The 23993-nt window shown below is 38.3% G+C and carries 27 protein-coding genes and 1 pseudogene; 22 read left to right on the top strand and 6 right to left on the bottom strand.

Going from position 1 to position 23993, the window contains the following annotated elements; all coding sequences use genetic code 11:
- The first annotated feature begins 204 nt into the window (after positions 1 to 204).
- The 3 genes from IGK01_RS12220 (at position 205) to IGK01_RS12210 (ending at position 1472) form a co-directional block, all read left to right on the top strand.
- Positions 205 to 798 carry an RICIN domain-containing protein gene (locus IGK01_RS12220; protein ID WP_438748698.1) on the top strand — a complete coding sequence of 198 codons (594 nt, stop codon included), beginning with the start codon at positions 205 to 207 and terminating at the stop codon, positions 796 to 798.
- A 73-nt stretch (positions 799 to 871) separates the two neighbouring features.
- On the top strand, positions 872 to 1231 hold the full coding sequence (locus IGK01_RS12215; protein ID WP_438840844.1) for a hypothetical protein: 360 nt from the start codon (positions 872 to 874) through the stop codon (positions 1229 to 1231).
- Complete coding sequence (locus IGK01_RS12210; protein ID WP_438840790.1) at positions 1134 to 1472, top strand: RICIN domain-containing protein; 339 nt, start codon at positions 1134 to 1136, stop codon at positions 1470 to 1472. The genes IGK01_RS12215 and IGK01_RS12210 overlap by 98 nt, the downstream gene beginning before the upstream one ends.
- A 101-nt stretch (positions 1473 to 1573) precedes the next feature.
- On the opposite strand, the gene IGK01_RS12205 is transcribed toward IGK01_RS12210, so the two are convergent.
- Positions 1574 to 2242, bottom strand: coding sequence for a DsbA family protein (locus tag IGK01_RS12205; protein WP_023520411.1), 669 nt, complete (start codon positions 2240 to 2242; stop codon positions 1574 to 1576).
- Positions 2243 to 2356: 114 nt separating this feature from the next.
- Entirely contained in the window at positions 2357 to 2932 is a 576-nt protein-coding gene (locus tag IGK01_RS12200) for a CYTH domain-containing protein (RefSeq protein ID WP_010734256.1), read from the bottom strand.
- 130 nt (positions 2933 to 3062) lie between these two features.
- Here IGK01_RS12200 and IGK01_RS12195 point away from each other — a divergent pair, with 130 nt between their 5' ends.
- Genes IGK01_RS12195 through mgtE form a run of 4 tightly spaced genes read left to right on the top strand, consistent with a single transcriptional unit; the run spans position 3063 to position 6823 of the window.
- Positions 3063 to 3767, top strand: a complete 705-nt coding sequence (locus IGK01_RS12195; protein ID WP_019722324.1) for a GTP pyrophosphokinase — start codon at positions 3063 to 3065, stop codon at positions 3765 to 3767.
- A complete protein-coding gene (locus tag IGK01_RS12190; RefSeq protein WP_010734258.1) occupies positions 3745 to 4542 on the top strand; it encodes an NAD kinase in 798 nt (265 codons plus the stop codon). Before IGK01_RS12195 ends, IGK01_RS12190 begins: the two co-directional genes overlap by 23 nt.
- A gap of 2 nt (positions 4543 to 4544) precedes the next feature.
- Complete coding sequence (locus IGK01_RS12185) at positions 4545 to 5444, top strand: RluA family pseudouridine synthase (RefSeq protein ID WP_010734259.1); 900 nt, start codon at positions 4545 to 4547, stop codon at positions 5442 to 5444.
- A gap of 17 nt (positions 5445 to 5461) precedes the next feature.
- Positions 5462 to 6823: a magnesium transporter gene (mgtE, locus tag IGK01_RS12180; protein WP_409173617.1), complete on the top strand. Its 1362-nt coding sequence runs from the start codon at positions 5462 to 5464 to the stop codon at positions 6821 to 6823.
- Positions 6824 to 7010: 187 nt separating this feature from the next.
- Here the strand turns inward: mgtE and IGK01_RS12175 are convergent, their stop codons facing one another.
- Positions 7011 to 7652, bottom strand: a complete 642-nt coding sequence (locus IGK01_RS12175) for a copper homeostasis protein CutC (protein ID WP_023520410.1) — start codon at positions 7650 to 7652, stop codon at positions 7011 to 7013.
- 193 nt (positions 7653 to 7845) lie between these two features.
- Here IGK01_RS12175 and IGK01_RS12170 point away from each other — a divergent pair, with 193 nt between their 5' ends.
- From IGK01_RS12170 to recD2, 4 genes and pseudogenes are all read left to right on the top strand, one after another.
- Positions 7846 to 8703 (top strand): methyltransferase domain-containing protein, encoded by an 858-nt coding sequence (locus IGK01_RS12170; protein WP_041684305.1) that lies wholly within the window; start codon positions 7846 to 7848, stop codon positions 8701 to 8703.
- Between the two features lie 229 nt (positions 8704 to 8932).
- Entirely contained in the window at positions 8933 to 9436 is a 504-nt protein-coding gene (locus tag IGK01_RS12165; RefSeq protein WP_010734263.1) for a tRNA (cytidine(34)-2'-O)-methyltransferase, read from the top strand.
- A gap of 326 nt (positions 9437 to 9762) precedes the next feature.
- Positions 9763 to 10416 (top strand): histidine phosphatase family protein, encoded by a 654-nt coding sequence (locus IGK01_RS12160; protein ID WP_010734264.1) that lies wholly within the window; start codon positions 9763 to 9765, stop codon positions 10414 to 10416.
- A gap of 18 nt (positions 10417 to 10434) precedes the next feature.
- Positions 10435 to 12757: pseudogene (recD2, locus tag IGK01_RS12155) on the top strand (SF1B family DNA helicase RecD2); the annotation flags it as partial.
- Between the two features lie 342 nt (positions 12758 to 13099).
- Here the strand turns inward: recD2 and IGK01_RS12150 are convergent.
- Positions 13100 to 14104: a diacylglycerol/lipid kinase family protein gene (locus tag IGK01_RS12150; RefSeq protein ID WP_438840789.1), complete on the bottom strand. Its 1005-nt coding sequence runs from the start codon at positions 14102 to 14104 to the stop codon at positions 13100 to 13102.
- Positions 14105 to 14806: 702 nt separating this feature from the next.
- Here IGK01_RS12150 and IGK01_RS12145 point away from each other — a divergent pair.
- On the top strand, positions 14807 to 15310 hold the full coding sequence (locus IGK01_RS12145; protein WP_019722317.1) for a QueT transporter family protein: 504 nt from the start codon (positions 14807 to 14809) through the stop codon (positions 15308 to 15310).
- 124 nt (positions 15311 to 15434) lie between these two features.
- Here IGK01_RS12145 and cbpA read toward each other — a convergent pair whose 3' ends face one another.
- Positions 15435 to 16079, bottom strand: a complete 645-nt coding sequence (gene cbpA / locus IGK01_RS12140; RefSeq protein WP_010734268.1) for a cyclic di-AMP binding protein CbpA — start codon at positions 16077 to 16079, stop codon at positions 15435 to 15437.
- A 158-nt stretch (positions 16080 to 16237) separates the two neighbouring features.
- On the opposite strand from cbpA, the gene rpmG reads away from it, so the two are divergent.
- From rpmG to IGK01_RS12120, 4 genes are all read left to right on the top strand, one after another.
- Positions 16238 to 16390 (top strand): 50S ribosomal protein L33, encoded by a 153-nt coding sequence (gene rpmG, locus IGK01_RS12135; protein WP_005878997.1) that lies wholly within the window; start codon positions 16238 to 16240, stop codon positions 16388 to 16390.
- Positions 16391 to 16407: 17 nt separating this feature from the next.
- Positions 16408 to 16578: a preprotein translocase subunit SecE gene (secE, locus tag IGK01_RS12130; protein WP_034687112.1), complete on the top strand. Its 171-nt coding sequence runs from the start codon at positions 16408 to 16410 to the stop codon at positions 16576 to 16578.
- A gap of 156 nt (positions 16579 to 16734) precedes the next feature.
- Entirely contained in the window at positions 16735 to 17190 is a 456-nt protein-coding gene (locus IGK01_RS12125) for a helix-turn-helix transcriptional regulator (protein ID WP_438840788.1), read from the top strand.
- A 12-nt stretch (positions 17191 to 17202) separates the two neighbouring features.
- Entirely contained in the window at positions 17203 to 17628 is a 426-nt protein-coding gene (locus tag IGK01_RS12120) for a hypothetical protein (protein ID WP_023520406.1), read from the top strand.
- A gap of 97 nt (positions 17629 to 17725) precedes the next feature.
- Here IGK01_RS12120 and IGK01_RS12115 read toward each other — a convergent pair whose 3' ends face one another.
- Positions 17726 to 17887, bottom strand: coding sequence for a hypothetical protein (locus tag IGK01_RS12115; RefSeq protein ID WP_010734271.1), 162 nt, complete (start codon positions 17885 to 17887; stop codon positions 17726 to 17728).
- A gap of 373 nt (positions 17888 to 18260) precedes the next feature.
- Here IGK01_RS12115 and nusG point away from each other — a divergent pair, with 373 nt between their 5' ends.
- The 6 genes from nusG to IGK01_RS12085 all read left to right on the top strand — a co-directional run bounded on the left by nusG (position 18261) and on the right by IGK01_RS12085 (position 23915).
- Complete coding sequence (gene nusG / locus IGK01_RS12110; RefSeq protein ID WP_010734272.1) at positions 18261 to 18806, top strand: transcription termination/antitermination protein NusG; 546 nt, start codon at positions 18261 to 18263, stop codon at positions 18804 to 18806.
- A 125-nt stretch (positions 18807 to 18931) separates the two neighbouring features.
- Positions 18932 to 19777 (top strand): alpha/beta fold hydrolase, encoded by an 846-nt coding sequence (locus IGK01_RS12105; protein WP_153830555.1) that lies wholly within the window; start codon positions 18932 to 18934, stop codon positions 19775 to 19777.
- A gap of 343 nt (positions 19778 to 20120) precedes the next feature.
- Entirely contained in the window at positions 20121 to 20957 is an 837-nt protein-coding gene (locus tag IGK01_RS12100) for an ABC transporter permease (RefSeq protein WP_438840787.1), read from the top strand.
- The gene (locus tag IGK01_RS12095) at positions 20950 to 21729 is read left to right on the top strand and encodes an ABC transporter permease (protein ID WP_010734275.1); all 780 of its coding nucleotides are present in this window, start codon (positions 20950 to 20952) and stop codon (positions 21727 to 21729) included. Before IGK01_RS12100 ends, IGK01_RS12095 begins: the two co-directional genes overlap by 8 nt.
- A 61-nt stretch (positions 21730 to 21790) precedes the next feature.
- The gene (locus tag IGK01_RS12090) at positions 21791 to 22831 is read left to right on the top strand and encodes an ABC transporter ATP-binding protein (protein WP_010734276.1); all 1041 of its coding nucleotides are present in this window, start codon (positions 21791 to 21793) and stop codon (positions 22829 to 22831) included.
- Between the two features lie 22 nt (positions 22832 to 22853).
- The gene (locus tag IGK01_RS12085) at positions 22854 to 23915 is read left to right on the top strand and encodes an ABC transporter substrate-binding protein (RefSeq protein WP_023520403.1); all 1062 of its coding nucleotides are present in this window, start codon (positions 22854 to 22856) and stop codon (positions 23913 to 23915) included.
- The last annotated feature ends 78 nt before the right edge of the window (positions 23916 to 23993 follow it).

Below are 23993 nucleotides of genomic sequence, written 5' to 3'. Positions count from 1 at the left end.
TAGTAAATTTACTTTTCATTGTGCGTGAAAAAGCAAGAAAGCCTATAAAATAAGTGCTTTTTATTATAATTAACGCACTTATTAAATAAAAAATAAATAGTGTTGTATTACCACTCAAAATAAATTTACTAAATAAAAACATGGCATACTGTGTTCAACAAATCGATTTGTATCAAACAAAAAAACAAAAAGGGGAACAAAAAAATGAAAGTGTTCACAAAATTATTTTTAGGAGCATTTGTAGCAACGACGTTAGGAGTAGTCGGAGGAAGTCAAACAGTCTCGGCAGATTTGGATCAAAACATACCAGGTTCTAATGTTGCGGACACCTTTAAAAATCAAGTGGTGAGAATTGAAAGTGCAATGGATTTGGGAAGGGCGTTGGATTGGGATCAATCTAATCTTGACCAAGTAATCATGTACAATAATACTGGCTCATGGAATCAAAAATGGAATATGTTTTATGATTCTAGTGCTGATACATATACTATCTCAACTGATCCTCACCAGATCAACGGCTATATCAGATCAGCAGAATTGGCTGTATCTGACAAAGTTTTTGATAGTCAAGGAAATCCAAAGATTGCTACGACTGGATTAAAAGTAAATTGGAAACTGTACAGAGTAGGCGATGCTGTGGGTGCTGGTGTTTATGTTTTAAAAAATGCTGAATCAGGTAAAGTATTGGATCTGGAAAATGGTAGCCCGTACGACACGAAAGGCCTAGTCGCACGTGAAGGACAGGGTACTGGAACTGCTAGTCAACGATTTATTCTTAGAGTAGTAGGTAACCTTTGATCCTTCGCTAGCTGTATTTCATTTAAATCGAAGAAAAACGAAAAAAGACAAAAACAAAAAAGGGGAATAAAAAATGAAAGTGTTCACAAAGTTAATGGTAGGAGCGTTTGTAGTAACGGCATTAGGAGTAGTAGGAGGAAATCAAACAGTCTCGGCAGGCATAGAAGAAAATATACCAGGATCTAATGTTGCTAACTACTTTAACAACAAAGTTGTAAAGATTCAAAGTGAAATGAATAGAGGAATGGTATTGGATTGGGATCAAAGCAATTTAGACCAAGTGATTATATATAATAGTGCTAACTCATGGAATCAAAAATGGAATATGTTTTATAATGTTGCTACTGAGACGTACACTCTCTCAACTGATCCTCATCAGTTCAACGGGTTTATCAAATCAGCCATCCTTATCTGTATCCGAAAAATCTTTTGATAGCAAAGGAAATCCAAGAATTGCAACGACAGGTCTAAATTCAAATTGGCGATTGTATAAAGTAGGTGTAGATGAACTTTTAGGTGATGGACTTTTTGTATTACAAAATACTGAAACAGGTAAAGTACTGGATATTGAAAATGGGGCTCCTTCACAAGGTCAGAAATTAGTTGCTACCGAAGGAGAGGGTCGTGGTACGTCAAGTCAAAGGTTCCGTATTCATATTGTAGGAAATGTTTAACCATATACAATATATTTGATTTGAAAAAATAGTAAAAAAGACATAAAACAGTTTACCTTGTTTTGTGTCTTTTTATTTTGTGTGATACACACATCTATTATTTAATTTGAAAGCAAAGATAAATGGCTATTTCCGGAATGAAGTTGTGGATTCGTTGCTTGCAATGGATGGCTTTCAAACAGCTGATAGCTGTCTTCTTTTCCTTGACAGATCGCCATGATTTGGCGAACACTGTTCATGCCTTCAACTAATACTCCAAAATTTTGTTCACGATTATAATTATAAACAACAGCAGATGGATGTTTCTTTATTCCCATTTCACGGGCCATTTTTTGGTCTGAGAAAAATGCTTCTTTGACAAATTCAGATTGGCGATCTTCTTTGAACATGTTTAGATCTCCAATTTCTGAAAAAATCGATTCAGAAAGCTGTTGAGAATATGGAATTTTTTTACAACTGACTGCTTCTTGTAAACGGCTAAGAAATTGTCTTCCTTTTTTCTTTCCTTGAAAATGCGCAGCTTTGCAATCTAATGCGGCTGAATAAGTAATGGAAAATAGTTTGTTGCGCTCTTCAAGATTAGTTTGAGAAATCCCGTTAGTCTGCATGACATCCCCGATTGTCTGCAAGTTAACTAGTGGTAGAAAACGAAATTGTACTTTGTCTTTCGGCTTCTTTCCATATTCCTCATCAATAAATTGAACGAGCTGTTGCTCTAAATGAAAGCAGTTTTTCCCCAATGGATTAACAAAAAAATAGATTTCGATCATACGAATCTCCCCCAAATTAGATTCTATGCAAATCATGAATAATATTCACAACGTATAACTTACCAGAAAATCCCGAAAAAATGAACTCATGAGCCTTATGAAAATGATAGAGTTCTAATTTTTGGCCTCAAACATTCGTTGGATTTTATTTTTTGAAGGATGATAAGGAATTCCTTGACGTTGAAGGAAGCGCTCAAATGCTACTTTTCCACTGGCAGCATCAGTGACTTCTAATTCTAATTCATAGTCGTGAAGTTGTTCCCCCCAACTTTCGTCAATGGCTAACAAGCCTTCATCAATAGGAAATTCAACACGCTTAGTCGTCAGTTCTCCGATTTCGAACAATTGATTGGAGTCGATCGATAGCTCATGAAGTTTTTCTAAAACAGCGCCCGTTCGTGGCAGTGTCTGATCCTCGATCATTTTAGTGGCTTCTTGGAGCGTATAGGTGTCTGTTGTTTCCAATTTTCCTTCTGCAGCTGGCGTTTTTAACGTGTACTCCGCATAGGTATCTAATAAGCGGATACGTAAGCCACAACCACGCTGTTTTAATTGGAAATCAGGCGTGTCATAATAAATATTGGTTTGGATATGGAAGGATTCCGTTGTAAGTTGATAGTGCGAAAGCAAACGCGTGTAATCTTCCTTAGCTAGCAATGTTTTAAATTCGATCTCTAACATTTCAGTCATTGGCTTCGCCCCTTTTCTTTTATTTTGCCTAATTTTTTGTTTTTGGTCAACTTCAAAGACAGAAGGTGCAAAAAAACTATGTTTATATGTTAGAATATCTATGAATGTTAACAAAGTAGAGGTATAGATTATGGAACGAGACTGGGAAGAGTTTTTAGCACCTTACGAACAAACAGTATCAGAATTAAAAGTAAAACTAAGAGGAATACGTAAACAATTTAGAGAACAAAATCGCCATGTCCCAATCGAGTTTGTGACGGGGCGGGTCAAACCGGTAGAAAGCATCGTTACCAAGTCTCAATTGCGTCATATCCCAATGGCGCGTTTAGAGGAAGAAATGTCAGACATTGCTGGGCTAAGAATCATGTGTCAATTTGTAGAAGATATCCATCAGGTGGTTGAGATCATCCGTAACCGAAAAGACATGAAAGTATTACAAGAGCGAGATTATATCACCAATAAAAAAGCGAGTGGGTATCGCTCGTATCATTTAGTGATCGAATATCCAGTCCAATTGATCAGTGGTGAAAAGAAAATTTTAGCAGAAATTCAAATTCGAACGTTAGCGATGAACTTTTGGGCAACGATCGAACATTCGTTGAATTATAAATATCAAGGTGTATTTCCGGAAGAAATGAGTGAACGATTACAACGTGCAGCGGAAGCCGCGTATCAACTCGACGAAGAAATGTCGAATATTCGTGAAGAAATCCAAGAAGCACAACGGTTATTCTCACATGGCAGAGGCAAATCTGAAGATGCCTATTATCGCTCATTGATCAATCAAGAGAATAAACATGAGGAGGCAAAAGATGAAGGTAGCGATCGTTCATAACAAGGAGCCCAAAACATTAGCAGTCACCGAACGATTGAAAAATCTTTTGGCTCAAGCAAATATCAAAATCGACGATCAACAGCCAGAGTTAGTGATTTCAGTTGGTGGGGATGGGACGCTATTAGCAGCGTTCCATCAATTTAGCCATGCTTTGAACGATGTGCGTTTTTTAGGCGTCCATACAGGGCATCTAGGCTTTTATACGGACTGGCGGGACTATGAATTAGAAGAACTAGTCGATAGCCTGAAAACTAATCGTGAGCAAAGTGTCAGCTACCCGTTGCTGGACGTTCGAATCAGCTATTTAGATGATAAGCCTGATCAACATTTTTTTGCTTTGAACGAGTCGACAATCAAGCGTTCTAACCGAACGATGGTAGCAGATGTGTATATCAAAAACGAACTATTTGAAAGCTTCCGTGGTGATGGTTTGGCATTATCTACGCCTACCGGATCGACTGCTTATAATAAGAGTGTTGGTGGGGCTGTGATCCATCCAAGTATCAATGCATTTCAATTAGCAGAGATTGCTTCATTGAATAACCGCGTTTTTCGTACGCTAGGTGCGCCGATGGTCATTGCTCAAGATGAATGGGTGGAAATTCGTTTAGAGAATACCGCAGATTATTTGGTGACGATTGATCAATTGGACGTTTCAAAAAATAATATACGAGCCATTTATTATCGGATTGCAGAAGAAAGAATCCACTTTGCTTCTTATCGACATATGCATTTTTGGCACCGTGTGAAAGATGCCTTTATTGGTGAGGTTTAGCAATGGAGTTTACATGGATCTATGAAAAAGAGCAAGCGCAACAAGTAAAATATTTTTTAAAAGAAAAAGGGATCTCAAAAGGGCTACTAGCGAAAATCAAGTTTCAAGGCGGCACGATCATGGTCAATGATCAGGTTGAGAACGTCTTGTTTTCTTTGGCTCAAAATGATAAGGTAACCATTGTGATTCCAGCAGAAGGCGAGCATGAAACGGTTCTTTTAGACGAAACACCGATCGAGATCGTTTATGAAGATGAACACCTCTTAGTCGTCAATAAACCAGCTGGAGTATCCTCGATACCGGCACAATACCATCCTACCGGTACGATGGCGAATCGAGTGAAAGCTTATTATAAACAACAAGGCTATGAAAATCAGGTGATCCACGTAGTGACTAGACTAGATCGAGATACTTCAGGATTGATGCTTTTTGCAAAGCATGGTTTTGCGCATGCAAAATTGGACGTACAGCTTCGCGAAAAGAAGTTCGTCAAAAAATATCAAGCCTTGGTCAGTGGCGATGTGGCTACGTTGAAAGCGCATGGGCAGATCGATTTACCAATTGCTCGTGATATGACATCATTATTAAAACGTAAAGTTTCTTCTACGGGGAAAAGTGCGCAAACGGAATACTGGTTAGAAAACAGATCAGCAGAGATTGCACTCGTTGATATCCAATTGCATACGGGGCGCACACATCAGATCAGAGTGCATTTTTCTGCGATCGGGTGTCCTCTTTTAGGCGATGACATGTATGGGGGAAGGATGGATCAAGACATAGCTAGACAGGCGTTGCATTGTTATGACTTACAGTTCTATCATCCGTTTACAGAAAAATTATTAGCATTCAAACAGCCTTTAGCAAAAGATATGGCAACAATAGTGAAACGATTTGAAGATTAAGGTGAGGTGAGATTGGTTTGGACGAAAATCAAGAATTAGAGGAAAGATTTGCCCAGTTAGCTCAAGATCTAAGAGAAAACAATATTCAAGATTTTAGAAATAACTTCTTGGAGATGCATATCTACGAACAGGGGCAATTCTATCAATCCCTTAAGGAAGCAGATCGTCAACAGATTTATACCTATCTTTCGCCAAAGGAATTGGCGGATATGTTCGATGTCATTGAAGAAGATAACGAATATATGAAGGAATATTTAGCAGAAATGCGTCCTAGTTATGCTGCGGAAATGCTCTCAGAGATGTATACCGATAACGCGGTCGATTTGTTGAATACATTAGATAAGAAACAAGTGGCGAAATATCTTAGCTTGATGGCAGCAGAAGATGCGAGCGAGATCAAAGACCTCTTGCATTATGAAGATGAAACGGCTGGGGCGATCATGACGACCGAATTTATTTCGATCGTTGCGAACCAAACCGTTCGTTCGGCGATGTATGTCTTGAAAAATGAAGCAGATGTGGCAGAAACGATCTATTACATTTATGTAGTCAATCAGGACAATCAACTTGTTGGGGTTATCTCGTTGCGTGATTTGATCGTCAATGATGATGATGCGATGATCTCTGATTTGATGAGTGAACGGGTATTATCTGTTCACGTAGGCGATGACCAAGAAGATGTGGCACAAACTTTCCGTGACTACGACTTTCTTGCGTTGCCTGTCACGGATTATGATGATCATTTATTAGGGATCGTGACTGTCGATGATATCATTGACGTTATCGATGATGAAGCCGCGAGTGACTATTCTGGATTGGCGGGGGTCAACGTCGAAGAAATCAATGAGAATCCAGTAAAATCAGCTTCTCGCCGCTTACCTTGGTTGATCACTTTATTATTTTTAGGTATGTCAACTGCCTCTTTGATCAGTCATTATGAAGAATTGGTCAGTGAAGCAAGTATTTTAGCTGTCTTTATTTCTTTGATCACAGGGACGGCTGGAAACGCCGGTACACAATCGTTAGCGGTCGCTGTACGTCGCCTAGCGATTCCAGATGAAAAAGATCAGGGCTTTGTTCGGTTGATCGTGGCGGAAGTATTGACGGGTTTAGTGACCGGCGCTGTGACTGGCCTAACGATCTTCTTGATCGTAGGATTTTGGAAGCAGAACTTTATTCTAGGCTTTGTTATTGGTATTGCGATGCTATTTGCGATCACAGTGGCAAATCTTGCGGGAAGTTTGATCCCGATGTTGATGGATCGTTTAGGCTTTGACCCTGCCGTTGCCAGCGGGCCATTTATTACGACCTTGAGTGACTTGACCAGTGTATTGATCTATTTCAATATCGCTTCGTTGTTTATGAGGTATTTTATGTAAGATAATAGAGCTAAAATAGTGTCTGGGACATTAGTCCTCTGTACCACCTAAAACCGAATAAACGGCGGGAACAGAAGTAACCTCTTCGGAAATAAGGCGCCATCCACAAAAATTTGAAGAACAATTTTCGTGGATGGCGCCTTATTTCTCGAGGCTGAACACTTCTGTCCCGACCTCTTATTTTTGTTTATTCAGATAAAGGAACGATTTTGGTGCCGTGGACTTCGTGGACTCCTAAAGCATCAGCAACTACTTGTGCATTTTCTGAAGTGATACCACCACCAGGTAAAATGATGATTCGACCGTCTGCATGAGCGATCAACTGTTTTAAGTGTGCAAAATTATCTTCGATGTTTGTACCGGCAACACCGCCATGTGTCAAGATACGATGAACGCCATGTTCAACCAACCAATCGATGGCTTCGTATTGACGTTCTTGAGGAATCGCATCAAACGCCATGTGGAAGGTGATCTGTAGGCCTTCTGCGGAGTCGATCAAGACTTCCAGTGCTTCTTCATCTAACCAACCAGAAGGAGTCAAGCAACCGATCACTACACCATCAGTTCCTAGTTTTTTGGCTTCAATCAAGTCAGTGTGCATGATTTTCAATTCGATATCATTATAAACAAAATCGCCACCACGTGGTCGGATGATCGTCATGACAGGTACACTTTTTTCATTAGCGTAGCTCAATACTTCTTCAATGACACCAGTACTTGGTGTAGTGCCACCTACTGCTAGGTTGTCACATAATTCGATCCGATTGGCTCCATTTGCGATGGCTAACGGGATCGATGTATAATTCTCCGCACAAAATTCTTTGATCATATTCTTGCTCCTTTATTATGTCTACTTTTGTTGAAATTATACCATAGTTTTTACAGTTGCTAAAGCGCTCTTCAAACGGTAAGATGAAGGGGATAGCATGATAGGCAACATCGGATAACGAATGTTTTTAAAGAAAGTTTTTTATCTTTATATGACTATCTCACTACGTATTTTAAAGGAATGAATAATCACTATGTTAAAGAAAATAGACCAGAGTCGACTATTTTTATCAGAGAATGCCCAAATGTTCCGCTGTCCGTTATGTCAAGCATCCTTTTTATCGACCACGAATGGGCTTATTTGCCAAAAGAATCATCGTTTTGATTTATCTAAAAAGGGAACGTTGTATTTTTTATCTCACGCAATCAAAACCGAATATGATCAAGGTATGTTTGCTCCAAGAAGACGAATGATCCAATCAGGTATGTATCAACCATTGATCGAACAGTTAGCTAAGCATCTACCAAGTGATGCGACTGTTCTAGATGTCGGTTGTGGAGAAGGGAGCTTTTTGGCGGCCATCGATCAATTACAACCATTAAAACAAGCAATTGGCTTTGATATCGCGAAAGAAGGTGTCTATGCAGCCACTGAACAGCCGATGCAAGCATTTTGGTGTGTCGCGGATTTAACGAATTTGCCTTTTGCGGATCAACAATTTTCGACGATATTGAATATTTTCTCGCCTTCTCACTATCAAGAGTTTCAGCGAGTACTTGCAGATGACGGCATGGTATTAAAAGTCGTTCCACAATCAGGCTATTTAAAAGAATTACGCCAAGCTTTTTATCCAGATCAGCCAGAAAAACACCATTATTCTAACGAACGTGTTGTTGACAAATTCATGGAATCAATGGCGTCAGTGGAACGTCAACGTGTGACGTATGAATTTACGATTCCTGAAGAAAATCGCCGTGATCTCTTGGCAATGTCGCCACTGGAATGGCAAGTAGCAAAAGAAATAAAAGAGGCTCTGATGGAAGAACCCCTTAGAAAAATTACAATTGACGTAGAATTGTTAAAAGGAAATAAGAGAAAACGATTCCAATAAGAATATTATAGAGTTAAGGTTGCAAAAAGCGTTTAATGGTGATATAGTAGCAACAAGTTGTTTTTTCATTGGTTTTTATCAGGTTCCTGTTCTGATAAAAGATAGTGAAAAGAGCTTCACTAACGTAACGACTCGCAGTGACTGACACCGAGTTGATACGTTTTTTTTTATGCAAAAATTAAGATTTAGTCTAAAATGGATTTCACATATACATGAGAGGATGAATAGTATGAACCACATCGTTTTATTTGAACCTTTGATTCCTGCAAACACAGGAAACATTGCACGAACATGTGCAGCGACCAACACACCGTTACACTTGATCGAACCACTAGGATTTTCAACAGATGATAAACAGCTGAAACGAGCGGGGCTTGATTATTGGCATGATGTGGATATCACGTATCATGCAGATCTACCAGCATTTATGGCTTACTTAGGCGATAGAAAGTTACATTTGATCTCCAAATTTGCGAATAAAGTATACAGTGATGAAAACTTTGCAGATGGCGAAGAGCATTTCTTTTTGTTTGGGAAAGAAACAACTGGATTACCGGAACCCTTTATGCGCGAGCATGAAGAAAAATGCTTACGTATCCCTATGAATGATACACACGTCCGTTCATTGAATCTATCGAATACAGCGGCAATGATCGTGTATGAGGCATTGCGTCAACAAGGTTTCCCAAATTTAGAGTTAACACATCATTACGAAAATGATAAGCTAGACTAAAGGTTGTAAAGAGAGGTTTCGCTCCTATTAAGAAGACGAAGTTGAGAAAATAGTTTCTCTTGCTGCTCAACCTTCGTTTTGATAGAGTAGGAGCTTCCTTTTGCATTTCCTTGATCGAGGGTGTGGATGAAGTATATTTCGTGAACATCGCTGATCGAAAACAAGACTACATAAACGATAGCACAGTTTTTTTACAGTCGATTTTTAGCGATATTCAATTGGCGAAAGCCTCTATTTTTTAGAAACAAGCTTTTCTACACGGTCCAACAGGAAAATCCTATATGATAGTATATATATACAAGTACGGAGTGAGGAGTCTAACATCTATGGAACTATACTTTACAAGACATGGTAAAACGGAATGGAATCTTGAAAGACGCTTTCAAGGAAGCCAAGGAGACTCACCGTTGTTACCTCAAAGCTATGAGGAGATCAAGACATTCGGCCAAATGGTCAAGTCTGTTCCTTTTGAAGCTATTTATTGCAGTACGGCAAAACGTGCAAGAGATACAGCAAAAGGGATCAATCAAGAATTGGACCATCCGACAGAAATCATTTATACAGATAAATTAAGAGAATTAGGTTTAGGAAAACTGGAAGGACAGTCGATCGAAGAGATGTACAAAAAATTTCCAGAGAACTTACCTAATTTACGAAATCATTTAGATAAATATGATCCAACACCTTTTGAAGGAGAGCCGATCACCGAAGCAATCACGCGAATCGAAGCCGTTGTTGCGGATGCAGTCTGTCAACATCAAGGGCCTATTCTATTTGTAGGGCATGGTGCCTCTTTAACTGCTGCGATCCAGTGGATGACTGGTAAAGAATTAGGTCAGTTACGAGAAATGGGCGGTTTATTCAATAGTAGCTTGACGATTTTAGAAACAGGAGAACCAAACAATCTGTTACCATATGACCTTAAAGTATGGAATCAGGTGGATTTTTTAGGTAATGGACAGCCAGAGCCTTTACTATAAATAAAGGAGGCGGCCTCGATGGAGCCAGAAGAAATGCCTTATTTTGTCGGCACAGTTGCCGCTATCTTTTTTCAAAATCCTAGTAATTTTTATAAAGTATTGCTCATCCAAGTCAGTGAAACAAGTGTTGATTATCGGGAAAAAGAAATTGTCGCAACTGGTAGTTTTGGCGATATCCAAGAGAACGAAGTGTATCGTTTTTATGGTGAGCTAGTTGATCATCCTAAATATGGCAGACAGTTGAAGGTAGAGCGTTACGAACAGGAAAAGCCGACGACAGCCAACGGGATCGTCAACTACCTATCAAGTGACAAGTTTCCCGGTATCGGAAAAAAAACCGCAGAGAAAATCGTGGAACTGCTTGGTGAAGATGCGATTGAAAAAATCATCGAAGATCCTGCGCAATTGCAACAGATTTCAGGTTTAACGAAGCCAAAAAGAGAAATGATTGCTGAAACGATCCGTTTGAATCATGGAATGGATCAAGTGATCATGGGGTTGAACCGTTACGGATTTGGGAGTCAATTAGCCTTTAGTATCTATCAAGCTTACAAAAATGAAGCGTTGGATATCATTCAAGAAAATCCTTACCAATTAGTCGAAGAGATTGAAGGAATCGGCTTTAAACGTGCAGATAACTTAGCTGAACAAATCGGCATTGCTGCTGACTCGCCACGACGCATCAGAGCAGCGATCTTGCACCAGATTTTCCAACAGGCGATCCAAACCGGTGATACCTATGTGCCTGCTGAATCTTTATTGCAGCAGACGATCAAAATCTTGGAATCAAGTCGTCCAATCGAAATCGAACCGGATCAAGTAGCGACTGTCATTATTCAGTTAGTGGAAGAGGGAAAGATCCAACAAGAAGAAACGAATCTATATGAAAATAGTTTGTATTTTTCTGAATGGGGGATTGGCAATTCGATCCAACGCTTGTTGAGTCGAAAAAAGGAAATCAAGTACGAACCAAAAGAAATTAAAAAGAATATTCGACGAATTGAGAAAATGTTTGGTATCCAGTATGGGGATTCACAAGAAGAAGCGATTTCTGAAGCGATTCGCTCACCACTATTTATCTTGACTGGTGGTCCAGGAACTGGAAAAACTACAGTGATCAATGGCATCGTTCATCTGTTTGCAGAGTTAAACGGCTTAGATCTTGATCCGACGAAATATACACAAGAGATTTTTCCGATCCTCTTAGCTGCACCCACAGGACGGGCTGCTAAACGGATGAATGAAACGACTGGCTTGCCAGCTAGTACGATCCACCGGCTTTTAGGTTTGAATGGTCGTGAGAAAACCCCTTCAATCAGCACGAAGGAATTAGACGGTGGCTTATTGATCGTCGATGAAATGTCGATGGTTGATACATGGTTGGCCAATACACTGTTCAAGGCGATCCCTACGAATATGCAAGTGATCTTAGTAGGGGACAAGGATCAGCTACCATCAGTAGGTCCTGGGCAAGTCTTGCATGATCTATTAGAAATCGATCAAATCCCTAAAATCGAATTGAATCAGATCTATCGTCAAGGCGATGGCTCAAGTATCATTCCTTTGGCTCATGAGATCAAAGAAGGAAGATTGCCAGCAGATTTTACGAAAAATCAAAAGGATCGCTCTTTCTTTGCAAGTGATGCGTATCAAATCGAACCATTGATTTCTAAAATCGTGGAAAAGGCGAAAAACAAAGGATTTACTGCACAAGATATTCAGGTGTTGGCACCGATGTATCGCGGTGCAGCTGGTATCGATGCCTTGAATAAAATGATGCAAAATATTTTCAATCCAGGCGGTGGGAATCGGAAAGAAGTTCACTGGAATGATACAGTTTATCGAATTGGGGATAAAGTACTCCATTTGGTCAATACGCCAGAATTAAATGTGTTCAATGGTGACATGGGGGTAATCACGGGAATTGTTTTAGCAAAAGATTCGGAAGATAAGGTGGACGAACTCGTCATCCAATTTGATGCCAATGAAGTGAGTTACAAACGAAATGAATGGAATAAGATCACCCTGTCTTATTGTTGCTCGATCCATAAATCCCAAGGTAGCGAGTTTAAGATGGTGATTTTGCCGATGGTTCATCAATACCAACGAATGCTCCAAAGGAATCTGTTGTATACAGCGGTTACTCGTAGTAAGGAATTATTGATTTTGTTAGGGGAAGAGCAAGCATATTTGACATGTGCAAAAAACGAATCCGCTGTTCGATTGACGACACTGAAGAAGCGGATCGAAGATAACGAAATGACTCTTAATCTGCGTACGAAATTAGCCGCTTATGAAGATTCCTTGACAGGTGATGATCCATTTGAAGAAGGAACGTATTCGGCAGCCATTGAACAAGTGTCTGAGCCAACAAAACAAATAGAGGACCGTAAAGAGGCAACTGACCAAGCGCAGGAAGTTTCGCTTTTTGCCATCGAAGAAGAAAAAAATGAAGTGAAAGAAGCTGAAACGCCAAAATTACCTGATAATTACATTCTCACAACCGAAGCTGTGGAACAGCAATGGATTGATCCAATGATCGGTATGGAGAACATTCGACCATAAACAGGCAACATCAGTTGGAAGTGTGAAGTATCAGCCCAGAAAAGACACCCGAAACGCTAACGTTTCGGGTGTCTTTTCATTGGAAAGGTAGATGCTCCATCTGAAGAACTTCCACAGATCAAGAGGCTGACTGTTCATCCCTCATTACTATTTTTTCACACCACAATAACTGTGTTTTATTTGTTAGTTGTAAATCAAACGATTGTTTTTCTAAATCTTCCCCATCTTCTTGACCATATTGGGGAATAGTAGAAACAATTCGAAGTTTGCTTGTTGTATAGTGATGGAAATACTTCGAGTGCATTTGTTTCTTCTGTAATAATAAAAGAAGCAACCAAGCGATTTTAAATAGATTTACTCGTTCAACAACCACGAAGTCGATAGTTGGCTTGGTCACATCTGCAGTAGGAACAATCGATACTCCTCCACCAAAATAAGGATGATTAGTTGCCGTACATAGAAAGGCTTTTTTAAAATTCACACGTTTCCCACCAATATCTACAAGAATCGGAAAGCCTTTTTGTGAGAAAAGAGCATATAGTAAAGAAAAAATATAAGAAAGCGAGCCTAAATTATACTTATTCAATCGTTTTTTTGCATTGGAATGATTCGTAGTATGAACGATTGCTGCATCTAAACCAATCCCGAAATTATTGAGTGCCAGCCCTTCGCGATCGTTTACTTTTTCTTCATAATGCAACACATTTATTTTTTGTGGTTCTTTGGTTGCTAAAATCGTTTCTAAAGCTTTTTCTGGATCTCTACTTAACCCAATTCCACGAGCAAAGTCATTGCCTGAGCCGGCTGGTATGAAGCCGACAGGAAAAGATACACATAAATGATGAAACGTATTCAGGACTTGATGAAGCGTACCATCTCCTCCAATGACGATGAGAAGTGGGTACCATCCGATAGTATCAGCATCGATATCCTCTTCCCATTCAATGAGGGTATCTTCGGCTAAATGTTCCGCTATAAGGGCATCGTGCCCTTTATATTCACTATAGTGAACCGTATAGGAAAGTTTCTTTTGATCCAAAATTGGTAAAATCTTATCCGCTGTTTTCTTTCCGTTTCCGCTACCAGCAGCTTGGTTGATTAATAGGTGATAATGAAAATTCATTTTTTCCTCCTGGAATGCACCAAAGTATCGTGTACCTGAGTTGAGAAAACAAGTCTTGTCGGGCTCCTTCATGAGTTCTCATTAACATACGATAGCAAGGCGACATAGTCAAAAGGAGAGCAAGCAGTGTCAGATTTAATCAACAGCTGTGAATACTTGTGGTTTTAGTCATGTAAATAGATCAGCGATGCTTTACTAAATCGTCTCACCCTGAGTAAGCAGTGGTTGAATAATAGAGTCAACCACTGAAGGTTCAACAAAGCATCTCGTCATTATTGTCAAAAGAATTACAATCTTGGTTATTATAGCAGAGGTTTGGGGAAATGAAAAAGAAGTTAAGTTAGAAAATACAATAAAGAACAAACGAAAAAACGTAGGTAAAAGATAGAAACAAAGAATTGTCTGGAGAGTATTAGTCAACAGCGACACTCATTTTTTTGATAAGAAGAGTGCGATTCCTTTATCTATCAAGCCTCAATCTCTCAACGAGGCTGTTCAATAAGGTCTTGCGCTAACTACTCGAGGTGTCTTGCTTGTTTTTATTTCTTTTATTTTTTATAACAATCTTTTCAGGGTAAGGTAAAAATGCTGAAATGGTGGGGTGGAGGGAAGGTTGTAATCTAGAATTGTTATGTTATAATACGCCTTGCGGTTCATCAACCATCCCGCATTAACAAAACTAGGAGAAATGAGGAATAGAATATGGAGAGAACAAAGAGTAGGCAACGACTGATGGTAGTCGTTATTAATGGGCTGATCATGGCCTTATATCTAGCGTTAACGATTTTGGTAGCACCTGTGTCTTCGGGGCCAATCCAATTTCGTATTTCAGAAAGTTTGAATCATTTAGTTGTATTCAATCGAAAATTATTATGGGGTGTCTTAGGTGGCGTGATTGTTTATAATGCCATTTATGGTTTTGGTGTCATGGATGTGATTTTCGGTGGTGGTCAAACACTACTTGCATTAGGGCTAACGGCACTTATCCAAAATAAAGTGAAAAATGTCAAAGTGCGCTTAGCATTAAATACAGCGTTCTTTACAATCAGTATGTTTATGATTGCTTATATGTTAGTACCAACTGGCGGTCAAGCGTTTTGGACAACGTATGGTACACTTGCGTTAAGTGAATTTATCGTGATGGCTGTTTCTGCGCCATTGATGTATTATCTAGACCAAGCAGTGAAATTCAACGATCGTGTATGATTGTTTTTAATCGAGTAAAAAAGCCAGGAATTCCAAAAGTCGTAAATGATTTTGGGATTTCTGGCTTTTTTGAAATATGATTTTTCGAAAAATAGTTAGTAAATATCAACCACTAAACAGGTTTTTATTTATCAGTATCTTGTAAATTTTCAATTTCGATCACTTTGTAATTTTTCTTTTCTAAGTGATTGACGATCGAATCACAGACACTTTTTTCTGTATGAGCTGGTAGAGTGATCAAGGTACGACGGATGTATTCATCTTTTTCGATATCCAAAGTGATACAACTAGCAATGCTACTATATTTTGCGATGATTTTTGAAATCGCCGCTAAGTCACCTTGTTTACCTGTCGAAGCAATCGTCAAGACGTAGCTTCCTTGTTCTACGCTCCAAGACTGAGACAACATACCAAGTAAGGTACTGTGTGTCAAAATCCCATAGAAATGGTTTTGGCTATCAAGTACAGCAATGTATGGAAGCTCTTTGATCGTAAAGAATACTTTAAAGAAAGAAGTATCTAAATAAATGAATTTTGTTGCGTTTTTCAATAGATGAGTGACTGGTAAAGTCATATCGCCGCCATTTGCTTTGTGACGATAGATGTGCATTTTATAAATATTCCCACGGAAAATATTTCCGGAAGTATCAAGAATCGGTACACAACGGTAACCGGATGTTTCTAAAATTTCTAGTGCTTCTTCCAAGTTGCTTGTCTCAGAGACGGTAGTCAAATCTTTTTTCTTGTAAACAAGAGTTTTTAATAGCATAGTCATACCTCCAGATTATTCATTTTTAAAATCCTTTAAGTAATCATATCATAACTAAAATAAAAACAGTAGAGCGTATGATCACTAATTGACATAAAATAATTTACATGATAATGTAGTATGGTATAAATTTGGTTTTCAGTGAGGAGGGGAAACGGATGGCAAAGAAAAAAGCGGCATTAGCATGTTCCGTTTGTGGTTCTCGAAACTATACTAAGTCGATTAGTGAAGGAAAAAGCGGCGAGCGTTTGGAAATCAACAAATTTTGTAAATATTGTAATCAATACACATTACATAAAGAGACAAAATAACAAGGAGGAGGCTTACGATGAAATTTCTTAAAAGTGTAAAAGATGAAATGAAACAAGTGACTTGGCCAAGTAAAAAACAATTACGTAAAGATACACTAGTCGTTATCGAGACATCGATCATCTTCGGACTAATGTTTTTCGTGATGGATACAGCGATCCAAAGTCTGTTTGCATGGATCTTGCAATAATTCAATAAGTTTATCTAAATAAAAGGCGAGCTATCCATGATTATCAATCAATTGGAAGCTCTATTTTTTTTGATAGTAACCGTGAAATTTCAACAAGTTTTTTGTGAATCATTGATGATTCTTTTGCTTTGCTAGTTGATAAGTAAGGAGGAACATATGGAAGTTCATGAATTATTAAAAAAAATGCGTGTTGACAGAGGCATCTCTCAAAAAAAGCTAGCCGATGGAATTGTTTCGCGGGAAACGTTAGTTAAATATGAGAATGGGAAAAATCATTTACCATTATTAGTCTTTTTAGAATTATTAGAACGCTTGAATATGACGATCGATGAATTCATGTTTTATCTTGATGGAGATAAAGTATCTCAAAAAAATTTGAGTTTGAAGAAAATATTCCGAAATCTAGAAAAAAATAGTGGTGCAATCAATTATCAATTAAAAAAACTAGCCCAAGAAGTAGAATACTCAGATGATTTAGTCGTCATAAGAAATTATCTTGCTGTCAAAACTTATAAGTGGTATGAGGGAATCGGTGGTGTAAAAAAATTAAATAAAAAAGATACTAACTATCTGAAAAGATTATCTGATTATTTAGAGAAAATCGATGAGTGAGGAAGATTTGAAATGACGACTTTTGCTACTCTCATCTATTTATTTGAAACAAGTTACATCAAACAGCGATTGAAAGAAGTAGAAAAGAATGTGATGAAAAAAGGAGAGTTGGAGAGCTTCCATTCCATATTATCAGGTATTTATAATAATGTGTTTTTACTGATGATTGAAAGAGAAGAGCTAAAATTAGCTAAGTATTATTTGGAAAAACTATGTGAGACTCGACGTAGAATTATTTTTCAGCGAGAAACTGAAATATATCATCGGTTTTATCAACTTGTACTTGCGCACATCGAAGGAGAGGCTGTCAGTAATAAAATAAAGGATTTTATTATGGGATTAGAATTGATTGGAGCGAGCAAGTTGAAGAATGAATTTTTAGCTGATTTACATAGATTTGAAACACAATACGAGATTGAACATATTTTTAATATATGAGGCTAAAAGAGATTTCTTGTTTGCTTATTTAGGGAGAGTTTGAACTGATCGGACTATCTGAAAATGTAGATATGTATTGATTCATACAACATGACTCTTATTTTGAATGGTTTTCAAAAGTATCCTTTAGTATTTTTACTTCTTTTTCTAAAGATGAGACTTTTAAACTTAAAAAGAAAACAGTGAGACAGGAGAGAATCAAGGCGAGAGAATCTAACCAATCAAAAACCGTTGCAATGAGTTGTCTAATTGTTTCCATGGGGATACCTCCTCTCGTAAAGTTCTTTAAAGCTCAATAAGATGCCTTATGACTATAATTGTACATTGTAGGAATAAATAATATTGACATGGGTATGTATTTTCCTATGCCTTTTCGCTGAATAACAAAAAATAAAAAAATTTATTGATTCATCTTTATAAAATAAGCTTTTTAAGGAATTATTTTTTTTTCAAAAAAACAGTAGATAATATAATTTCTGCACCAAAATAAGAATAAATAACGCTTTTTAAATTACTAGAGAACTAAAAATAAGTCACTAGTAAAAACCAGCAAACGGTGCTATAATCAAAGAGAGGAAAAGCTTCGGGGAACTGAGGTTTTTTTATTTTACAAATGAAATGAGGAGCCTTCAATGGAATCTTTTGAAAAAAATTGGTATGTATTGCATACATACTCTGGATACGAAAACAAAGTAAAAGCAAATATCGAGTCACGTGCGCAAAGTATGAAAATGGCTGATTTTATTTTCCGTGTCGTTGTTCCTGAAGAAACAGAAACTGAAGTGAAAAATGGGAAAGAAAAAGAAATCGTTCATAAAACATTCCCTGGATATGTCTTAGTAGAAATGATCATGTCAGATGCTTCATGGTATGTTGTCCGTAACACACCGGGCGTTACAGGTTTTGTTGGTTCTCACGGAGCAGGAAGTAAGCCTGCACCTTTATTACCGGAAGAAGTAAATCATATCTTACGTTCAATCGGTATGAGTTTACGTCAAAACGAACTGAAAGTAGAAGTTGGCGAAGTTGTTAAGATCATCGAAGGAGCTTTTGCTGGATTAGAAGGTCAAGTGACAGAAGTCGATGAAGAAAAAGAAAAACTAAAAGTAAACATTGACATGTTCGGTCGTGAAACAAGTACAGAGCTTGATTTTGATCAAGTAGATAAAATCGACTAAACAGTGATCAGAATAATGGAGGAGTTGGGATGCCTAGTCATCTCAGCTCTTTTTTGTCTTGAATGAAAGGAGTGAGAAAAGTGATAAAACAAAATGAAGTGAATTTTAATCGGGTGCTAAGTGGCATGGTGTTGCTGGTACTGCTAATCCTCTCTGGTTGTCAAACGCAAGAAAACAAGAGCCAAAAAGAAACTGCCTCTACTGAAACAACGAGGACAAGCCAAGTAGAATCCGTAGAAAAGGGGAGTGTGCCTACCTTATTTGTTCACGGATATAAAGGAACAGTGAATTCATTCAAAGGAATGATCGATCGGTTAGAAGGAGAAAGCAAAGGGCAACAAGAATTGACATTGACTGTAGATACTAATGGGAACGTTCAAGCGCAAGGGGAGTTATCAAAAGAAGCAACCAATCCAATGATCCAAGTGCTTTTCGAAGACAATGAAAATAATGAGTGGAATCAAGCAGAATGGATTCGTGCATGTCTGGTTTATTTGCAGACAACTGATCAAATCAACAAAGTGAACATTGTCGGACATTCGATGGGTGGAGTCAGCGGCCTCCGTTATCTAGTCACGTATGGCCAAGAAACAACTTTACCGCAAGTTGAAAAGTTTGTAGCACTAGGCGCACCGTTCAATGACTTTGTTGATGATAGCGGTCAGAATTTAGCTGATTTACTCGAAAATGGGCCAACAGTGGTGTCTTCAAGGTATCAAGATTATCAAACAATGATAGGGAATCTCCCTACCGACACACAATTTTTATTAGTTGCAGGGCAGTTGAGTGAAGTAGAGCTAAGTGATGGAACTGTTCCGCTGAATAGTGCATTGGCAGTTTACGCCTTATTGAAACAACATGGTAACCCTGTAATGGAAAAGGTCGAAGAAGGTGAAGGTGCTTCACATAGTATGCTTCATGAAAATGAAGAAGTGGATCGAGAAGTTAGTCAGTTTTTATGGAATAGTTGAGTCGAATAAAAAGAGTAATTAACGAACGTTTTTGGGTGAATGTTCGGTAATTGCTCTTTTTGGGTTTCCAGAAAACCGATTTTCTGTTTCGTATGAGATGTATTCCTCGACACTTTTGATAATTAACTCGCATTAATTACTAATAATCGTTTGGCGGATAAACATAGATAACTAAAAAAAATAAAATGAATACGAGTATTTTTTGTATAAAACGGATAAACGCAGGTTTTTTACGATGTTTTTCATATAACTCATGTTTTTTTCTGAATATATTACAAAGTTTTCTTGAAAATGTTCGTATTTTTTCTTATAATGAGACAGAACACGAATGAGGGGGAGAACAATGAGGAAGAATGTTCCGTATTTGATCATTGCGCCAGGAACGATCTTATTACTATTTTTTATGATTTTGCCATTGGTCAATATTATAGGGCCAACTATTTTTACTGAAACAGGTGCTAGTCTAAGTGCTTACACCAGTTTTTTGACAGATGATTTCAATTTGAAGATTTTTCTTCGAACAATTCGCGTTTCTGTCATTGTGACGTTGATTTCTGCCGTTTTAGGTATTCCAACTGCTTATTTTATTGCAGGTGTGGGTAAAAAGTGGAAAAGTTTATTGATGGCAATGACGATGTTTCCATTATTGACCAATTCAGTCATCCGTAGTTTTGCTTGGATCAACATTTTAGGAAGGACAGGAGTAATCAATAATTTCTTGATTCGCATAGGACTGATCGAACAACCCATCGCCTTACTATATACGGAGTTTGCAATTATTATCGGGTCTGTCTATTTATTCTTACCTACCATGGTCATGACACTTGTTGGCGTGATGGAAAATATTGAGAAAGAAACATTGGAAGCTGCCGAAACGTTAGGTGCGAGTCCGTTTAAAACGTTCTATAAAATTGTCATGCCGCTTTGTATACCTGGAGTGATCGTTGGCAGTATTTTAGTATTTACAGGCACATTGACGGCTTATACGACACCACAACTTTTAGGTGGGAACCAAAATATGATGATGGCGACTTTCTTATACCAGAAAGCATCGACTTTAGGTGATTGGACTTCAGCAAGTGTCATTGCATTGATCATGATCATCACGACTCTGATGGTGAATAAAGGATTGAATATGATTGCTGCACGTTTAGATCGGAGGGAAATGAATCATGCGTAAGCAAAAAGGGATGACGATCATCGCAGTATTAGTTTTTGCGTTTTTGTTTTTACCATTAGTGATTATTGTTGTAACGTCTTTTGGACAATCATCGACGATACAATTTCCGATTGATGGATTCTCATTAGAATGGTACAAGAAAGCACTAAGTTCTGAAACATTTATGAATAGCTTTAAATTGAGTTTAAGTATTGGCGTAGGGGCTACTCTGTTAGCTTTATTAGTAGGCGTGCCGACTTCTTACGCACTTTCTCGTTACCACATGAAGAGTAAACAGCTTTTTAAAAATTTCTTTTTGTCACCAACGATGATTCCGGGTATCGTTGTCGGCTATTCCTTGTTCCAATACATTGTGATCAAGTTTAACTTGCCGGTGATCCAAGCTTTATTGATTGGTCATTTTTTGATCAGCCTACCGTATATCATTCGCGTCGTAGGTTCAAGCATGGAGCAATTAGATTTTTCGATTGAAGAAGTTGCCTGGACGTTGGGTTGTACCAAAACCCGCGCTTTTATGCAAGTCGTCTTACCAAATGTTTCTTCTGGAATATTTGCGGCGTTTATGCTGGCTTTTGTCAACTCATTCAATAATGTACCAGTTTCAATGTTTTTATCTGGACCAGGAGTAACGATGTTGCCCACTTCATTGTTGAGCTACATTGAATATACGTATGACCCGACTGTGTCGGCGATTTCAGTAATGATCATGGTATTAACCGTTTTCTTGATGTTTATTATTGAGAAAACGTTAGGATTGGCTTCAATCGCTTAACTATTGAGTGAAGAAATCGAACCGTACTTGAGAATGACTGGAAACTATGAGGGGGAGAACCGTGAGTTTTGTAAATTTGAACAATATCCGTGTGAGTTATGACGGAAAACAAAATATATTAGAAGATTTGTCTATTTCAATGGAAAAAGGAGAGCTAGTTTCTTTATTAGGCCCCAGTGGTTGCGGTAAAACAACGACGCTACGTGTGATTGCTGGATTGATTTCGCCGAATGAGGGCTCTTTTGTTCTGGAAAATCAAGAATTAGTGAAAGTTCCTGTGCATAAACGTAATTTTGGTATGGTATTTCAGAGCTATGCGTTGTTTCCTCATCTAACGATTGCTGAGAATGTTGCTTTCGGTTTGAAATTGCGTAAAGAAAATAAAGCGGATATCGCCAAGAAAGTAGCAGATATGTTAGCAATCTGTGGCTTAGAACAGTTGGGTGATCGTTACCCGAAACAACTATCAGGTGGGCAACGTCAACGAGTGGCATTGGCTCGAGCATTGGTTATTGAACCTAAGTTACTACTCTTAGACGAACCATTAAGTAATTTAGACGCTAAACTACGTGTCCAAATGCGGATCGAGATCAAACGTATTCAACAACAACTTGGTATCACAACAGTTTTTGTGACCCACGATCAAGAAGAATGCTTTTCGATCTCGGATAAAGTCGCGGTCATGAATAATGGCGTTATCGAGCAATATGATACACCGGAAACAATCTATCGGCATCCCAAAACTCGTTTTGTTGCACATTTTATCGGTTTTGAAAATTTCTTTCCAGTTGAACCAATCGAAGGCATCCGCTATCAAGCAGCAGGGAATGTCATTGAGACACCTTATGAGCAACCGATAGCAGAACGATTAGTAGCGACGATCCGTCCCGAAGATATCGAGATTGCCTCTGATGCGACACATAACGTTGTAAAAGGTGAAGTGAAAGTCAGAACATTTTTAGGGAAAAGTTACCAGTATGAAGTGACAACGGCTTTAGGTAAGTTCTTAGTAAACGGTACGGATAAACAAATTTACCAAGCAGGGGATCAAATCAACCTGTATTTCCCAAAAGATAAAATCGTTCTTTTGGAAGATAAATAAGCAAAGAAAAGGGGAAAAATCAGTGAAAAAAGGCTTTCTAGTAAGTTCAGTAGTTTTAGCGAGTATGTTTGTATTGACAGCTTGCGGTGGAGGATCTGAAACTAATTCATCCGAAGCGAAAGAGTCAAAAGATCTAGTTGTATCAACATTTGGTTTAAGTGAAGATATCGTGAAAAGCGATGTAATGGATCCTTTTGAAAAAGAATTCGATGCGAAGATCACAATGGATCTAGGGAACAGTGGCGATCGCTTCAACAAATTAATCAGTAATCCTAGAGGAATCGACGTGATTGAGTTAGCGCAAGCGAACTCAGCGGATGGCGCTTCTCAAGAATTATTTGAAAAACTAGATGAATCAAAAATCCCGAATTTAGCGGACTTAACTGAAGGAGCGAAGGAAGTCTTTGATAGTGGTGCGGGTGTTCCGATTGCTGTAAACAGTGTAGGTATCGTTTACGACAGAGAAAAAGTTGGAAAAGAAATTACTAGCTGGTCAGATCTTTGGGATTCAGCATTAGAAGGAAAAATCTCGATCCCGGAAATTACTACGACTGCCGGTCCTTTGATGATGTATATTGCAAGTGATCATGCGGGTGTAGCGATTGAAGATGACAATGGTGAGGCAGCATTTGAAGCCTTAGAAGAATTGAAACCAAATATCGTTAAGACCTATGCAAGATCTTCTGACTTAGCAAACATGTTCCAAGCAGGAGAAATCGAAGCAGCGATCGTGATGGATTTTGCTTATGATATCGTCAAAGGAGATTCTGATACGATCGAGTATGTTGTACCAGAAAGTGGCACATATGCGAACTACAACACGATCAATATTCCAAAAGAAGCAGCGAATAAAGAATTGGCTTACTCATTCATCAACTATAGAATTAGCGAAGAATCACAAAAAACAAAGGCACTTTCATTAAATGAAGCACCGACGAATGATAAAGTGGAGTTGAGTGAAGAAGAAGCTGGTAATATGACGTATGGGGCAGTTGCTGATCGCGCAAAAAATATTGACTTTGATTTCGTGAATAGTCAAATGACTGACTGGATCGATCGTTGGAATCGTTTGATCAACCAATAAACATTTTCCTATAACGGGAAATCATTGAAAAAATAAACATTGGGGTGGTTGTGTCGGAAGCGCACAGCCCCCTATTCT

The organism is Enterococcus sp. AZ080, assembly GCF_051714945.1.
GTDB lineage: Bacteria > Bacillota > Bacilli > Lactobacillales > Enterococcaceae > Enterococcus_B > Enterococcus_B pernyi.
The sequence above is the reverse complement of the archived record's forward strand: the minus strand, read 5'-3'. Positions and strand labels throughout refer to the sequence as shown.

Coding starts and splice junctions, on each gene's coding strand:
- IGK01_RS12220 (WP_438748698.1), top strand. CDS start 205: ATGAAAGTGTTCACAAAATTATTTTTAGGAGCATTTGTAGCAACGACG.
- IGK01_RS12215 (WP_438840844.1), top strand. CDS start 872: ATGAAAGTGTTCACAAAGTTAATGGTAGGAGCGTTTGTAGTAACGGCA.
- IGK01_RS12210 (WP_438840790.1), top strand. CDS start 1,134: ATGTTGCTACTGAGACGTACACTCTCTCAACTGATCCTCATCAGTTCA.
- IGK01_RS12205 (WP_023520411.1), bottom strand. CDS start 2,242: ATGATCGAAATCTATTTTTTTGTTAATCCATTGGGGAAAAACTGCTTT.
- IGK01_RS12200 (WP_010734256.1), bottom strand. CDS start 2,932: ATGACTGAAATGTTAGAGATCGAATTTAAAACATTGCTAGCTAAGGAA.
- IGK01_RS12195 (WP_019722324.1), top strand. CDS start 3,063: ATGGAACGAGACTGGGAAGAGTTTTTAGCACCTTACGAACAAACAGTA.
- IGK01_RS12190 (WP_010734258.1), top strand. CDS start 3,745: ATGAAGGTAGCGATCGTTCATAACAAGGAGCCCAAAACATTAGCAGTC.
- IGK01_RS12185 (WP_010734259.1), top strand. CDS start 4,545: ATGGAGTTTACATGGATCTATGAAAAAGAGCAAGCGCAACAAGTAAAA.
- IGK01_RS12175 (WP_023520410.1), bottom strand. CDS start 7,652: ATGATCAAAGAATTTTGTGCGGAGAATTATACATCGATCCCGTTAGCC.
- IGK01_RS12170 (WP_041684305.1), top strand. CDS start 7,846: ATGTTAAAGAAAATAGACCAGAGTCGACTATTTTTATCAGAGAATGCC.
- IGK01_RS12165 (WP_010734263.1), top strand. CDS start 8,933: ATGAACCACATCGTTTTATTTGAACCTTTGATTCCTGCAAACACAGGA.
- IGK01_RS12160 (WP_010734264.1), top strand. CDS start 9,763: ATGGAACTATACTTTACAAGACATGGTAAAACGGAATGGAATCTTGAA.
- IGK01_RS12150 (WP_438840789.1), bottom strand. CDS start 14,104: ATGAATTTTCATTATCACCTATTAATCAACCAAGCTGCTGGTAGCGGA.
- IGK01_RS12145 (WP_019722317.1), top strand. CDS start 14,807: ATGGAGAGAACAAAGAGTAGGCAACGACTGATGGTAGTCGTTATTAAT.
- cbpA (WP_010734268.1), bottom strand. CDS start 16,079: ATGCTATTAAAAACTCTTGTTTACAAGAAAAAAGATTTGACTACCGTC.
- rpmG (WP_005878997.1), top strand. CDS start 16,238: ATGGCAAAGAAAAAAGCGGCATTAGCATGTTCCGTTTGTGGTTCTCGA.
- secE (WP_034687112.1), top strand. CDS start 16,408: ATGAAATTTCTTAAAAGTGTAAAAGATGAAATGAAACAAGTGACTTGG.
- IGK01_RS12125 (WP_438840788.1), top strand. CDS start 16,735: ATGGAAGTTCATGAATTATTAAAAAAAATGCGTGTTGACAGAGGCATC.
- IGK01_RS12120 (WP_023520406.1), top strand. CDS start 17,203: ATGACGACTTTTGCTACTCTCATCTATTTATTTGAAACAAGTTACATC.
- IGK01_RS12115 (WP_010734271.1), bottom strand. CDS start 17,887: ATGGAAACAATTAGACAACTCATTGCAACGGTTTTTGATTGGTTAGAT.
- nusG (WP_010734272.1), top strand. CDS start 18,261: ATGGAATCTTTTGAAAAAAATTGGTATGTATTGCATACATACTCTGGA.
- IGK01_RS12105 (WP_153830555.1), top strand. CDS start 18,932: ATGGTGTTGCTGGTACTGCTAATCCTCTCTGGTTGTCAAACGCAAGAA.
- IGK01_RS12100 (WP_438840787.1), top strand. CDS start 20,121: ATGAGGAAGAATGTTCCGTATTTGATCATTGCGCCAGGAACGATCTTA.
- IGK01_RS12095 (WP_010734275.1), top strand. CDS start 20,950: ATGCGTAAGCAAAAAGGGATGACGATCATCGCAGTATTAGTTTTTGCG.